The 14846-nt window shown below is 57.5% G+C and carries 13 protein-coding genes; 5 read left to right on the top strand and 8 right to left on the bottom strand.

All coding sequences use genetic code 11. The features are described from left to right. From IE151_RS10135 to IE151_RS10150, 4 genes are all read left to right on the top strand, one after another. Positions 1–921, top strand: a complete 921-nt coding sequence (locus IE151_RS10135) for a carbohydrate ABC transporter permease (RefSeq protein ID WP_244636708.1) — start codon at positions 1–3, stop codon at positions 919–921. After that, on the top strand, positions 921–1742 hold the full coding sequence (locus tag IE151_RS10140) for a carbohydrate ABC transporter permease (RefSeq protein WP_189489895.1): 822 nt from the start codon (positions 921–923) through the stop codon (positions 1740–1742). The genes IE151_RS10135 and IE151_RS10140 overlap by 1 nt, the downstream gene beginning before the upstream one ends. Before the next feature lie 42 nt (positions 1743–1784). Then, positions 1785–3077, top strand: coding sequence for an ABC transporter substrate-binding protein (locus IE151_RS10145; RefSeq protein WP_189489896.1), 1293 nt, complete (start codon positions 1785–1787; stop codon positions 3075–3077). A gap of 64 nt (positions 3078–3141) precedes the next feature. Next, positions 3142–3942 carry a phosphodiesterase gene (locus IE151_RS10150; RefSeq protein ID WP_189489897.1) on the top strand — a complete coding sequence of 267 codons (801 nt, stop codon included), beginning with the start codon at positions 3142–3144 and terminating at the stop codon, positions 3940–3942. 76 nt (positions 3943–4018) lie between these two features. Here IE151_RS10150 and IE151_RS10155 read toward each other — a convergent pair whose 3' ends face one another. The 8 genes from IE151_RS10155 to IE151_RS10190 all read right to left on the bottom strand — a co-directional run bounded on the left by IE151_RS10155 (position 4019) and on the right by IE151_RS10190 (position 13792). Next, positions 4019–4969, bottom strand: coding sequence for an ornithine cyclodeaminase family protein (locus IE151_RS10155; RefSeq protein ID WP_189489898.1), 951 nt, complete (start codon positions 4967–4969; stop codon positions 4019–4021). Beyond that, on the bottom strand, positions 4962–6254 hold the full coding sequence (locus IE151_RS10160) for an NAD(P)/FAD-dependent oxidoreductase (protein ID WP_189489899.1): 1293 nt from the start codon (positions 6252–6254) through the stop codon (positions 4962–4964). Before IE151_RS10160 ends, IE151_RS10155 begins: the two co-directional genes overlap by 8 nt. Before the next feature lie 11 nt (positions 6255–6265). Beyond that, entirely contained in the window at positions 6266–7354 is a 1089-nt protein-coding gene (locus IE151_RS10165) for a hypothetical protein (protein ID WP_189489900.1), read from the bottom strand. Between the two features lie 17 nt (positions 7355–7371). Next, complete coding sequence (locus tag IE151_RS10170) at positions 7372–8886, bottom strand: AMP-binding protein (RefSeq protein ID WP_189489901.1); 1515 nt, start codon at positions 8884–8886, stop codon at positions 7372–7374. Between the two features lie 53 nt (positions 8887–8939). Further along, positions 8940–10679 carry an ABC transporter permease subunit gene (locus IE151_RS10175; protein ID WP_189489902.1) on the bottom strand — a complete coding sequence of 580 codons (1740 nt, stop codon included), beginning with the start codon at positions 10677–10679 and terminating at the stop codon, positions 8940–8942. Further along, positions 10676–11755: an ABC transporter ATP-binding protein gene (locus IE151_RS10180; RefSeq protein ID WP_189489903.1), complete on the bottom strand. Its 1080-nt coding sequence runs from the start codon at positions 11753–11755 to the stop codon at positions 10676–10678. The genes IE151_RS10175 and IE151_RS10180 overlap by 4 nt, the downstream gene beginning before the upstream one ends. A gap of 117 nt (positions 11756–11872) precedes the next feature. Next, positions 11873–12931 (bottom strand): ABC transporter substrate-binding protein, encoded by a 1059-nt coding sequence (locus tag IE151_RS10185; protein WP_189489904.1) that lies wholly within the window; start codon positions 12929–12931, stop codon positions 11873–11875. A gap of 90 nt (positions 12932–13021) precedes the next feature. Next, a complete protein-coding gene (locus tag IE151_RS10190) occupies positions 13022–13792 on the bottom strand; it encodes an enoyl-CoA hydratase/isomerase family protein (protein WP_189489905.1) in 771 nt (256 codons plus the stop codon). 179 nt (positions 13793–13971) lie between these two features. Between IE151_RS10190 and IE151_RS10195 the strand changes: the two genes are divergently transcribed. Then, positions 13972–14754, top strand: coding sequence for an IclR family transcriptional regulator (locus IE151_RS10195; RefSeq protein WP_244636697.1), 783 nt, complete (start codon positions 13972–13974; stop codon positions 14752–14754). Positions 14755–14846 lie beyond the last annotated feature (92 nt).

Below are 14846 nucleotides of genomic sequence, written 5' to 3' on the forward strand. Positions count from 1 at the left end.
ATGGTAACGACCGCAAGCGCTGCGCAATTGCAGGCTCCGTCGCGAACCTCGTCGACGGCACGCCGCATGGCGCGACGTGGCATCTTGTTCGCGCTTCCCGCAACGCTTCTGCTGATCGCTATTTACATTATCCCGATCATAGTGCTCGCAGGATTTTCAGTCACGGATTACCGATTAGGAGCCCTTTCGACGCAGTTTGTCGGCCTGGATAATTTTACGGCTGCGTTTGCCGACCCTGTTTTCATGCGTGCGCTGAAGAACACGGTCCTCTATGCGATCATCGTTATTCCAGCAGGCGTGTTTCTTGCGTTGGGGGCCGCTCTCCTCGTTTATAATCGCAAGCACAGTCGTGCCTTCTGGGAAATCGCCTACTTTCTTCCTGTAACAGCGACCTTGGTTGCGATGGCGACCGTCTGGCAGTTTTTGCTGCATCCATCGCTCGGCCCGGTCAATGCGGCCATTAAATGGTTCGGCTTCGAGCCCGTGGCATTCCTGTCGAATCCTTCGTTGCTCATTCCCACAATGGCGCTGATAGGCATCTGGCAGGTCCTGGGTTTCAATATGGTGCTCTTTCTGGCCGGCCTGACGGCCATCCCCAAAGACCTGCACGAGGCGGCAAGACTCGATGGAGCAAAGAACCCGATAGACCGGTTCCTGACTGTAACGTGGCCTATGCTTGGACCGACAACCATGTTCGTCGTCGTCACGACATCGATCTCCGCGTTCAAGGTTTTCGAGACGGTGGCTGTGCTGACAAAAGGCCGTTCTGGCTCGGAAGTGCTTCTATTCGCGCTTTATCTGGAAGGCTTCGAATATGCCAATACGGGTTATGCAGCAGCGCTTACCCTGATCTTCCTTGCGATAGTACTGGTCTTGTCCATCGGCCAGACCCTGCACATGGATCGGAAGGTACATTACTGATGAGCGCACTCCGCAAGTACTTCCCTCATGCAATCCTGTCCGTCGGTGCATTTGCGATGCTTCTGCCCTTCTATTGGATGGTGCTGACCTCGATACGGTCTCCAGCTGAAATCTTCAGCGTTTCGCTGTGGCCTATTCCTGAAAACTTCACTGCCGTGGACAACTACACGCGCGCGGCCAGTCAGGTGCCGATGGCACGCTTCATGCTTAACGGTATGATTGTTTGTTTCGGTATTCTGATCGTCCAGATACTAACCGCAGTCCCGGCGGCCTATGCCCTTGCAAAGCTGCGCTTTCCAGGACGTAAACTCCTGCTCACCCTGGTGATTGCCGCACTGTGCGTACCCATTCAGGCGCTTGCCTTGCCGCTTTTCGTAGGGCTGGCCAAGGCGCAACTGCTCAACACCTACTTCGCAATGATGATGCCGTTCTTTCTCTCGGTCTTTGCGATTTTTCTCTTCCATCAGTCCTTCCGCAGCTACCCTGATGAAATCATCGAAGCGGCCCGCATGGATGGATTCTCCGAGATGGAAATTTGCTGGCGGCTTGTGCTGCGCGGTTCGCTGCCGTCGCTTGCTGCCTTTTCGGTCTTCTCGCTCGTTGCCCACTGGAACGATCTCTATTGGCCGATGATCGTGGTGTCCGACACGAATCTCGCACCGCCGCCGCTCGGCATGCTGTTCTTTGCTGATGTCGAGTCCGGAGCAAATTACGGCGCGCTCATGGCGGGAGCGACCATCATCACGGCCCCGATGGTGATCTGCTTCCTTATCGCCCGCAAGCATTTCATCGCCGGCATCACCATGACCGGCGTGAAATAACCCTCTCCTCCTGCCAACCCACAAACTCCGCGGAGAATGACAATGAAGTTCACCCGACGCACCGTCCTCGGTGGTCTTGCTCTAGGCCTCGCCGCCACCAGCTTTTCGCAGCCGGCTTCTGCAGAGCAGGTCACTCTCGAAGTCCTGTACAATCTGCCCGGCTTTACGAAATTTCATCAGCCGCTGGCAGATGAATTCATGAAGAACAACCCCGATATCAAGATCAATTTCCTTGCTCCGGCACCTGGCTATAATGAGGGACAGCAGCAGGTTCTTCGCGCCGCTGTGACGGGTAATTTGCCGGATGTGTATTTTTCGGGCTACAATCTTACAGCCGAACTGGTCCACACGCTGGCACCGCGCAACCAGATCACTGATCTAGCCCCGTTCATCGAGGCTGAAGGCGGACAGGCTTTTCTCGACAAGAACTATACGCCGAACATGGCAGCGCTCGGCGTCATTGACGGCAAGCAGTACGGGCTTCCCGTCAATGCCTCATCGCCGATCATTTATATCAATGCCGATCTCGTCAGGAAGGCTGGTGGCGATCCTGACAACATGCCGAAGACTTTTGAAGGCCTGATCGAGCTCGCTGCAAAGATCCACGCTCAGGACGAAAAAGTGGCCGGCATGGGCTATGACATCAACCTGTGGCCCGACGACTGGCTCTGGCAGGCCCTGATCTTCCAGCAGGGTGGTACGCTGGTTGACGAGGCGACGAAGACTGTTGGTTTCGATAATGAGATCGGCCTTAACGCACTCAAGCTGACGCGTCGTTTCGTTACTGAAGGTCATCAGAACCTTCTTGACTGGGACCAGTCCCGCCAGCAGTTCGGCGCGGGTCTCACCGGTTTCATCTTCTCGACGCCAGCGCATGTCCAGACTGTGGAAGGCCTGGTCGGTGATCGTTTCGAGTTGAAGACTGCAACGTTCCCGTTAGATAATCCTGAAAAGGGTGGCGTGCCCACCGGCGGCAACTCAGCCGTTATGCTGACGCAGGACAAGGTCAAGCAGGAAGCTGCCTGGAAATATCTGAAATGGGTGACCGGACCGGAAGCGCAGAACGTCATCGTTCGCATTACCGGCTATTTGCCGACCAACAAGCTTGCGACGGGTGAAGATTATCTTGCACCATATTATGCCGAGAACCCGAATGTGAAGACAGCTTCGCTTCAGGCCGACCGTTCTCTGCCGTGGGCGGGCTATCCGGGTGGGGACTCGGTCCGCATCTGGCGCACCCAGCGCGACATTATTGGCAGCGTCATGCGTGGCGAAGTGACGCCGGAAGATGGTCTCAAGCAGATCGTCGAGCAGACCAACGCCTTGATGAAATAAGTCAGGTTTGACGAAGCGGCTGCGGGAACATGTATCCGCAGCCGCTTTTTTGAAAGCAAAATGAATGAAGATCATCCAGATCACAGACACCCACCTCGTTCCCTCCGGCACCATAGTCAACGCAGTCGATCCGGAAGAAAAGCTGCGCGCGGCGATTGCAGATATCGTCGAAAAACATTCCGACGCCGACCTTCTCGTTCTGACTGGCGACCTGGGAAATCACGGCGAGCCTGAGGCATATGCGCTGCTCAAGGAAATTCTTGCTCCCGTTCGTTGCGATATACGGCTTCTGCTTGGCAATCACGATGATCGCTCGAACTTCGTGCTGGCCTTTCCAGAGCAACCGCGTGATCCCCGGGGTTTTATTCAATCGTTCATTGATACGGCTTTTGGCCGTCTGATTTTCCTCGACAGCCATGAAGCTGGTGTCATCGGTGGCATTTACGGCCCTGACCGGATGGAGTTTCTCGACGCGGCTCTAACTGACGCTGGCACGCTTCCAGTAACCATTTTCGTTCATCATCCGCCCATGAACGTCGACATTGCTCATTTCGATAAGATTGGAATGCACGATGATGGCTTGCTTCTGGCTCGTCTGGAAGCGCATACGCCGGGCGTCCGCCACGTCATATTCGGCCATATCCACGTCCCGCTCGCTGGAACGACGGCCTCTGGAATCGGCTATAGTTCCGGCCAGGCCTGTGCGCATCGTTTCATCACCGATATCGACACGCCGCAGCCATGGTGGACCGATGGCAACCCCTGCTACCGGATCATCTCGCTCGATCAGAATGGGCTGCGCGCCTATAGTGTCGAGGTGGGGCAAAAGCCGACGACACAAGCGCCGGTTTGCGAAGGACCGTGATCTTATCGGAAAAGATAGAGCGATCGCCGGTGCCGGAGCAGACTCTTCTCCGATCAGGCGATGACCTTTGCAAATCTTACCTGCTAAGCGTCTGCCCGAGCGATTTTTCTCGGGCCAGATCGTAAACCAGTTTGGCAGCCGCCAGGTCGCCTGCCGAATGCCCCTTGAAGCAGAAGGCTTGCCTTCCTTCGCTTCTCGTCAGTCCGGAGATCAGATCGGCGTTAATTCTTGCAGATTTCACCTCGTGGCCGCGCGCATCCATCGGATGTTGCATTTGCTCCAGGCTGTCTGTGGCGAATTGGCTGAAGCAGGTCAAACTGTCTGGCAGCCAGCTTCTGCCGAGATCGACCATGACTGCGAGCGCATCCGGCTTGAGACGGGATGCGTCGAGGAAGGGTTCGAGATCAGGGGCAGCGGGAACCATCGAGATGATGATATCAGCATCGCGAATGAGGTCGTCGGCGCTCTCCATAACTACGCCCTCTAATCCATGCTCGGCAGCCATGTCAGCCAAAGCCTGGGCAGATGACCTGCTCCGGCTGTGGCATAATACCTTGCGCAGTGAGGGAAACACATCGGTGAATGCGAGAAGCTGGCTGCGCGCTTGCGCTCCGCAACCGACCAGTGCCAACACCTCGGGATTATCCCTTGCAAGACGCTGCGCAGATACTGCCGCCATTGCGGCAGTGCGCTGCAATGTAATGATTTCGCCGTCGATGAAAGCCAGCGGGTGACCGGTTTCCGTGTCGTTGAGGCACAAAACTGCACTGATCGCGGGGAGCTTTGACGCAGGTCCAGTGGGGACGACCGATACCCATTTCACGACCGCCATGGACCAAGTGTATGACGCGGCGGCCATCATTTGAAAACTTTGACCGACGCCCAGTTGCAATTGTGATTTCGGCTCAAACCGGCACTTACCAGCGGCCAGGTCGGCAAATACGTCGGAAATTGACGCTCTCATCTGCGCGGGTGTTATTTTCAGGGCCAGAACATCGGATTTGGAGATGTGGAGCAGATCAGGCAACAAAGCGAAACCTCCGGGGAGAATATGGCTGCGGATCTATGGCCAGCGCGGCATTGCTTAAAAGTCCCGCGACAAGACGCGCCGTATTGGGTGCCATCACCATGCCGGTATGGCCATGGCCAAATGCATGAAAAATATCGGGACTACCGGATGAAGTGCCGATAACGGGCAGGCAATCCGGTGTGGAAGGGCGATTTCCCATCCACATATCGTGCGGCCCGTTCTCTATCTTTTCCTTTATTTGCGGAAACATGCGGCAGGCGTGGGTAAGTTGGATGCGTGCCCTGCGCCAGTCGGGTGCGCTCGAGCAGGATGCAAGTTCGACCTGCCCGGCAAGGCGCAGACCTGCCCGCGTACTAGCGACAGCCATTTTGCCGTCTGCCGGCATAAGGCTCGTGACGAGGCGAATAGGGCAATCCAGTATCTCGATATGATAGCCACGTTCCGCTATCAACGGAACTCGATCTCCAGCGGCCCGCGCGAGGCCCGCTGAACCGATCCCCGCGGCGATCACTGCACGATCGCAGGTGACCGTTCCCTGATCGGTATGCACGCCTCGAAGACGGTTGTCCTTCAGATCAAAGCCCTTTGCCGTCGCTGCGACAAGCCGTCCGCCGTGGCGTTGGAAAAGTCTTGCCAGGCCTGCACAAAAAGCGCCTGGATCCCGCAAGGAAATCGCCGGTAATATTCGCATTCCGATCTTGTAGTCGGGCGAGAGGTCCGGAGCGTATCTGCGCAGTTCGGTGCCTTCGTGCATCGAGCACGCGATGCCATATTTCTTACGCAGATCCCATGCCTTTAGATCAAGTTCATACTCTGCGCGGTTTCGATAAACATACATGACGCCTTGTGTGCCGATGAGCTCGGCCATTCCGGCGTTTGCGGCACGAGCCTGATAGTGTGAAACCGCGCCCTTGAGCAACGCGAGGCGGGCAGGGATATCTCTCTCTACGCGTTGCCAGCTTCTCCCGGCAGCGACGAAGCGGATAAGCCAAGGTAGTATTCTGGGGATGTGGCTGGCTTGAATGACGAACGGCCCGGTTGGATCGCGCAGGAATCCAGGGATCGACTTCCATAAACCTGGGAGAGAAATCGGGATAATTGCGCCCTCGTTGATCCACGTGCCGTTGCCGTATGACGCGGCCTGCCGCCCTCCCGGGGCAGCAGGTTCGATCAGGCTGACCTGGTAGCCGCGGTCCAGCAGTTCCAACGCCGAGTATAGGCCTATGATGCCGCCTCCTAGGACGGCAACTGAAATCCGAGGCGTTGGATGTGTGGCGCTCATTTGCGTTCCTGCTATGTCGCGCTGGGAAGCGTCATCAGCCGGTCGCGCAGTTGCACGAGATCAGAGCAGACACGCTCCAGATCGGCCAGTTCGAAACCCTCGGCATGGGCAGAGCCTTCCTCAGTCAGAAGATCTTTCAGCCTGCCGTGGTAGGTAGCCGTGCCCCCCTCGACGATCAGCCCCTTGCGTCGCTCGAAATCCTCGTTCCAGGCAATGGCCTCCGTCTCCGAGATGCCAACAGGCAGATCCAGCACAAGTTCTCCCTCCCGAAGATGGACGGGATAACCGCCGGGAAGCCCGTTCGGACCCGGCACATGTCCCTGCCATTCATCATTGGAGATCAGGGCAAGAATGAGCGTCACACCTGACGCACCCGATATTTCAATCGCCGGCTCGGGGGTCAGTTGGCAATTCTCGAATGTTTTGAAGGGGTCGGAGATTTCCTCATCATCGATGAAGACGCGCGGCGCCGGGCATCCCATCCGCTCCTGGGGTTTCAACCGCCATGGCGCAAGGCACTGGTAGTGCGCGATGACGCGCATCCTGCCTTTTGGAAGATGCTCGCGTGCGCCGGAGAAGACGTTCGAAAGAATCGCAACGTTGCCGGTGCCGCACAGGACATTGTGTCCCATGGCCGTGATCATGCCATTGACCACGTCCGGAAAGGAACAATTGATCAGCTTTGTGCTTGGCGAAATGTCCGTGATCGCCTTGGCCATGCGCGACGAAATAAGCGCCTGAAAGACGGCAGTTGCGCTCAGGCCACCTTCTGCAACCAGATCAGTCCATCGCGAGCCACGGTCGGAGATAACGGTAGAGGTCTGGATTGATGCGGCTTGCACCACCAGTCGCGGCTTGTAAAGTTCCAGAAGAGCTTCACTTGCGCCTGGCTTGAGCAGGTCGAGCGTATGAGTTTCGAAACGCGCAGGCGTTCCAAACATTGCGGCACGCGCATTTCCGGCCGTTCGAAGCCAGTCCAGGCGCATTTGATTACGCCCCGCGATCATTACGGTAACGGGAGTCTTTGCCGTTGCCGCAATGTCTAGCGCGATCCTGCCGGCGAACATGCCGGTACCCGTGATAAGAACGTCATAGCTCATTGAGGGTTCTTTCCTGCTCATGCTGACTTCTTCAACTGCGCGGCATCCCACCGCCCCTCCTGCCCTTTTGGCAGGAGATGCTTTTGAATGCGCTGGCTTGGCGTGCGCTGAAACTCTTCCACAACCTTGAAATAGCGCGGCCTTTGATACGGAGCGAGGCGTTCGGCCATCCAGTGCCATAGCTGATCGAAATCGATCGTGATCCCGCTGCGGACCTGTAAGAAGAGGAGTATGTCATGCTCCCCTATTTCTCCCGGCACGCCCACCATCGCGGACTCCACGACATCTGGATGGAGATTGGCCACGGTCTCTACCTCGAAGGCTGAAACATTCTCGCCTTTGCAGCGCACAGAGTCAGTCATGCGTCCAAGAAAGAACAGCATGCCGTTTTCATCCCACGAACCAAGGTCGCCTGTATGGAACCCGTCAGGCTGCAAGGCCCTGGCCGTTGCATCGGGATTCCGGTAGTAGCCCTGCGTGATCGCGCCGGGCAAACTTGTTCGCACGACGATCTCGCCCGGACCGTCTCCTGCCTTTAATGTTCGGCCGTTCTCGTCTTTCAGGTCGATCTCGAACCATGGCATTGCGCGTCCGACGGATCCGACCACGCCTTCATTGTTCCAGGTCGTCAGGCTCGAACACTCGGTCATGCCGTAGCATTCTCGGATTTGTACACCGAACCTCTTCTCAAAAGGACGCCATGCAACGGGCGCGCAACCCCCGCCCCACGCCACGCGCACCGCATGATTGCGTTCCCAGTCGCTTATGGGCTGCTTGAGAAGAATTTGAATGATGCCGCCTAGATGATGGATATGCGTGCACCCGGCTTCTGCAACTTGTTGCCAGAAACGCGACGCGCTGAAACGGTCGGAAATCGTCAGATGCACGTCGCGCAACAGCGGGACCATCAGTACCTGAGCACCGCCAATATGATAAAACGGTTCCCACATGAACATGTTGTCGCCGGGCTTCATGTCGCCGCAGAGGGCGACACCCTCGGCAGCCAATTCCAGCATCATATGGCTCACCATGACACCTTTGGCGGGACCCGTCGTGCCGGAAGTGAACATGATAGAGGCCAGATCGCCAGCTTCGGGAAACGCAGCGGGCAGCGGTGAAGCTCCCGTTGGCAGTTCGTCCTCATGCATCTGGTCGACGGGAATTCCTTCCGCTTCTGCGCATGCGGGAAGGCGCGCCGCGACGTCTGGATCGCAGACGATCAGCGATGGCTCTACGGTACGGATGACATGGGCAAGTGGAGCGCCCACTAGAGCCGGGTTGACAGGCACCCAGACGAGGCCGGCGCGCAGCAGGCCGTGAATGATCGCGAGCGATGACAGGCTGTTTGCCATCATCACGACCACGCGATCGCCCTTGCGCAGGCCGCGATCATAATAGCGCTGGGCAAAACCCTCCGCGGCCATGGCAAGGCACTGGAACGTAAGCGGCCCGGTGCTGGTATTGGCAAAAATTCGGTTGGGTGTCTCGTGGGCGAGGACTTGCAGGCGGTTAGCCAATCCTTGGATCTGCATTTCGACGAAAACCTTGATATTTAGCCGGAGGGGTCAAAGAACCTTGGCAAATTTCATTTCTGAAGCTTCTGGGCTGCGAGCAGAATGGCGGTGACGAGGAGCAGCACCACGACCGATACCGCAGCGAGCGTCGGATTGAGCTGCAAGAACATGTCGTCCCACATCTGCTTGGGAAGCGTCGTCTTCAGACCGCCCGAGATGAAGATCGCGACCGTCAGCTCATCGAACGAGGTAACGAAGGCGAAAAGGGCAGCTGAAATCACGCCTCCGCGCAATAGCGGCAGGGTGATGCGTCGCAAGATCGTCAGACGCCCTGCTCCAAGTGTCTCCGCCGCCTGGTTCAGGCGCCAGTCATACCCGTTCAGCACTGCGCCCACGGTGATGAAGCAGTAGGGTATGGCGAGAAGCGTGTGGCCGATAATAAGGCCGGTATTTGTAGCCACCATTCCAAGCTGTGCCATTAGGTAGAAGAGGCCGACGGCAATGACGATACGCGGAACTACCATTGGCGCCAGCATCAGCGCGAAGATTGGACCGTTCCAGCGCGACTTGCTGCGTGCCAAAGCAAGCGCCGCCAGACCGCCGAGAACGGTTGCAAAGAACGCGGTGGCGAAGGCCACTCCGAACGAGCGCAACGTGGCGGAGAGCCAGAGCGGAGAGGTCAGGTATTGCTCAAACCAACGCAGTGAGTAGCCCGGCGGTGGGAACTGCAGCGAACTGGCGGAGGTGAAGGCAATCGGGAAGACGACAAACATCGGAGCGATGAGGAATGTCAGCGCTAACAGGGGATAAAGCTTGAAGCCACCCTCGCCTGCATTCGTGCCCCTGCTCAGGCGATCAAATGGCCGGCTAAGCGTCGCCATGGCGCTGAGTATCTTCCGGCCCGTGTGCCTGAGTACGCCATTGCTTGGGGTTGTGCTGTCCGCGCTCGCACCCGAAATTGTCGAGAGTCCGAAGAAGCGGTTGTAAATCCAGATCGCGATCAGCGCTGCGGCAACCATGAGGCTCGCCAACACCGCTGCAAACGCCCAGTTCACCAGCTCCTGCACCTGCGTGATGATAGTTTGCGCAAGCATGGTCTGGCCGCGTCCACCCAGGAAGGCGGGGACAATAAAGAAGCCGAGCGAGGTTATGAAGGTCAGCAGACCTGCCGCAGCCGCGCCCGGTATTGAGAGCGGGAAATATATCAGCCAGAATCGTTCGGAACGGCTCGCTCCCAAGGTTCCCGCAGCCAGTGCGAGACGTCGGTCTATGCCGTTCATCACTGGAAGCATGGTCAGGACTGCAAGCGGCATCATCGCATGGACCATGCCGATGATCACGCCAAGCTCATTATACATCATCCGAAGAGGCCTATCGATGAGGCCTATATCCATGAAGAGCGTATTGAGAACGCCGCGGTTGCCGAGCAGGATCATCCAAGCAAAGGTCTTCACCAGGTAGGAGGTCCAGAACGGCAGCAGTACCAGCAAGGTCAACATCGCCTGACGCGAGCTTTGCATCCGCGAAAGCCACAACGCCAGGGGATAACCGAGCAGCACCGAAAATACCGCCGTGAGGATAGCGATGCGGAAGGTGATGCCGAGAATGCTCCAGTAGACCGGGGCAGTCAGGAGCCGTTCATAGTGCTCTGTTGTGAAGCCACCGGTGGCGCCATCCTGGATGCCGAGCACGAACAGCCTTGCCATTGGAAACAGGAAGAACACGGCGAGGAGGGCAATCGCCGGCACGGCAAGCCAGATCGGACCAGGCCGCAATGTCCTCGCGCGCGAAGTCACGTGAGAGATGCTCATGCGACGACCCTCGCAGCAGCTTTCGGCCAATGCGTGACGACTTCTTCCCCGATGACAGGTAGATCACCCGTTGCAACGTCGTGGCGAAGCGTCACTATGCTATCGTCGGCCAGTGCGATGAGCAGTCTTGTCTCGACACCGACATAGACCATGTCCGTCAGCCTGCCGCGAACGCTATCGAATTCCCCCGTTGGCGCCTCGCCGAGACGCATATGTTCAGGGCGTATGGAGAGGGCGACCTCATCGGAACGGGTGCGCGACATGTCACGCCCGGAGAATGTGCCGCTGGCTGTCCGCACTTTTGCGAAATCCCCGTCACTCCCGTCGCGCTTTCCTTTCAGGACATTGGAATGTCCGATGAACGTCGCTGCAAAGAGAGTTTCCGGATTGGCGTAGATCTGATGCGGACTCCCGAGCTGTTCCACCCGTGCGTGGTTCATCACGCAAATTCTGTCCGACATGACCAGAGCTTCCTCCTGGTCGTGCGTCACGTAGATGACCGTTGTTCCGTATTCCTTATGCAGACGCCGTATTTCCAGCTGCATATGCTCCCGCAGCGCCTTGTCCAACGCACCGAGCGGCTCGTCCATCAGGATCACGTTGGGGTTGAAGACAAAACATCTCGCCAGGGCGACACGCTGCTGTTGACCACCCGACAATTCCTTGGGGAAGCGGTGCGAGAACTTATCGAGCTGCACTTTGCGCAAGGTTTCTTCGACGCGGCTGCGAACCTCGGCGGCTGGAAGTCTGCGCATCTGCAAGGGAAAGGCGACATTCTCTGCAACCGTCATGTGCGGAAAAAGCGCGTAATGCTGGAAAACCATGCCCATGCCGCGTTCGTTGACCGGCCGGTAGGTCCAGTCTGCGCCGTCAACCAGCAACCTGCCACCACTTGGTTCCGTCAGACCTGCAACCATCTGCAGCAAAGTGGTCTTGCCTGAGCCCGATGGCCCTAGCAATGTCAGGAATTCACCGTTCTGAACCGTCAGGCTTGTTTGCTCAAGCGCAGTGAAATTCCCATATCGCTTAGACAGTCCTTCGAGGACAAGTTTGGCTTGCTGCTGGTCCGCTGTCATCGTTATTCCTAAAATTCCACGAGGGAGCGTTCGCATCCGCTCAGGCGAACGCGCTGCTTTAGTGACGCTTGATTTCATGGGCGGGAGGGCGGCACCAAAGCCGTCCTCCCGAATGGGTTAGGCCAGAAGCCAGCTGTTGAACCGCTCGCTGAGGGCGGCGCGGTTCTCTTTCCAGTAGGGCTCGGAGGCGAGCGACATTACCTTGAGATTTTCAGGTGCCGTCGGCAGAATCGCGGCGCGTTCGGGGTCGATGTGATCATAGGCGCTCAGGTTGGTCGGGCCGTAGGCGACATCGTCTGTAAACTTGGCCTGCATATCACCTTGCGCACAGAAGGCGACGAACTCACGTGCTATGTCGGCTTTCGGATTTCCTTTGGGGATTCCCCACCCTTCGATGGAATAAAGTCCCCCGTTCCACACGATCTTTGCGGGTGCTCCACCGTCGATGGCGGATTGAATGCGAGCGTTCCAGGCTGCGATCATGTCGACTTCGCCGCTTTCAAGCAACTGCGTCGACTGCGCACCGCCGGTCCACCAGACATCGACGTGGCTTTTGATTTCATCAAGTTTCTTGAACGCGCGATCGACATCGAGCGGGTAGAGATCCTTGGGTTCGACGCCATCCGCCATAAGCGCGATTTCGAGCGTGTCGATCGGATTGCGTCGTAGCGAACGGCGACCGGGAAAGCGTTCGACGTCCCAGAAAGCACTCCAGCCCTCGGGTGCCTCGGTTATGGTGTCGGTATTGTAAGCGAGAACCGTCGAATAGACGTCGGTGCCGAGCATGTTCGGGTACACGGCTTCCGGCATTACATTGCTGACCTTCGCCGGGTCGAGGTTCAAGGGTTCGAGCAGATCTTCATCTTCAAGGATAAGGCGTGCCGACAGGGTCAGCGTGCAGACATCCCAGATGTAGGAACCTGTTTCCACGATGGACTTGAACTGCGCTGTGGGCTCTGCATCGCGCGCAACGCCAGTGATCGTGATGCCCGTCGCCGCGGTGAAGGGCTCGTAAAACGCTTTTCGATAGCCTTCGGTGAACGGGCCGCCCGGATCGGCGATTACGAGAGATTGTTCCGCCCACGCCCGCCGCAAAAATGCGGGCGTGGCGAGTGCTGCCGCGCCTGTAGCGAGCAGCGTGCGGCGGTTGAGATTGAAAAGGTTGGACCTGGACATTCTGTGTTCCTCTGGAGTTCGCGCACCGTTTCGACGGCGTCTATTGGGTTGGCAGATACAATCGTCTCCCATTGCGACGACTGGTAGAAATCAGGCCTTGCGGGCAGCTCTCGTTGCCAGGAACTTTTCCATCATTGCCTGCGGCTCCCCGGAGGCGTAGGCCTCCCGCTGGATGCGGACACCGGCAGTCATTGCATTTTCGAAGCCAGCCTCTGTCAGTTCGGAAAAGCGCTGGCGGTTCAATCGCATCGCAACTGGCGGCTTACCGGCCAGAAATTCCGCGAGCTCGAGCGCTTCGGACTGTACTTTGTCGGCGTCGACAATGCGCGATATCAGTCCGAATTCGAAGGCTTCCTTTGCCTCCAGCATTCTGCCGGTCAGGGTCAGGTCAATGGTTCGAGCGAGGCCGAGAATTTCGCGCATGATCCAGCTTCCGGTGACAGTGGCGATGCCGGAATTGATCTCCGGCTGCCCCATCTTGACGCCGGCGTGAGCGATGCGGAGATCGCACAGAAGAGAAACCTGGAACGCCGAGCCGGCGGCAATGCCGTTGAGCGCCGCAACGATCGGCTTCGAGCCTTTCCGGAACAGATTGTAGAGCGTCTTCCATTCCGCCATCCACGACTCGGCACGGTCTGCATCGAAGCTCTTACTCTCCGACAGGTCCTGCCCTGCGCCGAAAGCACGGTCGCCAGCGCCAGTGAGTACGATTGCACCCACGTCCGCATCGGATTCGGCAGCTTTCAGTTCTGCGATCAGCTGGTCGCGCATCGGCGTGTTCCACGCGTTGAGCTTTTCCGGGCGGTTAAGGGTCAGGCGACGAACGCGGCCGATCGTTTCCACAAGTACGAACTGTTCCAATAAAGCTCTCCCATTGCATTGCAATAACTATTATTGCATAATGGTACTATGCAGGATTGTTAGGTCAAGCTTAAAATTTGAGCGTCGCTTCTGCGCATCCAAAGCGAGCCTGCCGCATGGCTATGATGGCTTGCAATGGACGCGATTGTGTGCGGAGAGAGCGGGACGGAGGAATACGGATGAACGACAAGACCCCGCAGCCCAAGAGAACCGATCCGCTGATGGTGCAGTCGGTCGCGAAGGCATTCAAGGTTCTTACGGTTTTTGACAAGGGGCACGCCTCGTTGACGATGTCGCAGATTGCGCAGTTCACGGGCATGGATATTAGTACGGCGCAGCGTTTCACGCATACGCTGACGCAGTTGGGATATCTGCGTAGGGACCCGATCTCTCGCCAGTTCGAGCTGTCGATCAAGACATTGGATCTTGCATATCATTATACCCGCAGTTCGCGGCTGGTCGATCGCGCAATGCCCGCACTCCAGCACTTGAGTAAGGAAACCGAGGAAGCTGTCTCGCTGACCATTCTAGACGGTACCGAGATAGTGTTCGTAACCCGCTATCTCAGCCGGCAAATGCTAGCGACCGACGTTATTACGGGATCTCGCCTGCCCGCCTATTGCACCTCGCCGGGCCGGGCCATTCTATCGCGTCTGCCAGAGGAAGATGTCGCGCATATTCTGGCCAATACAGAGTTCAAGGCGCATACGCCCGCAACACCGACGACGCCCGATGCCGTCATGGCGCTTCTCGATGAAGCGCGAGGCAAGGGTTTTGCCGCCGCATTCGAGGAAATCTATCACGGGGACGCGTCGATCGGCGCGCCGATTACCGGTCCGGACGGAAATGTCATTGCCGCTGTTAGCGTTGCCGTTCCACTGGCCCGGTTCAATCGGGACGTTGTTTTGGAAACCTTCCCGAAGCTGGTCATCGCGGCGGCGCGCGCCATCTCGTTCAGCTAGAAGATTAGCTGTCGGGCTAGGGGACGATCCAGATATGGATTGACAGCAGTGCTGCTTTGCATTCTCTTTATGCAATAGGGTTTATTGGATTG

The sequence above is a fragment of the Limoniibacter endophyticus genome, assembly GCF_014652835.1.
GTDB classification, from domain to species: domain Bacteria; phylum Pseudomonadota; class Alphaproteobacteria; order Rhizobiales; family Rhizobiaceae; genus Limoniibacter; species Limoniibacter endophyticus.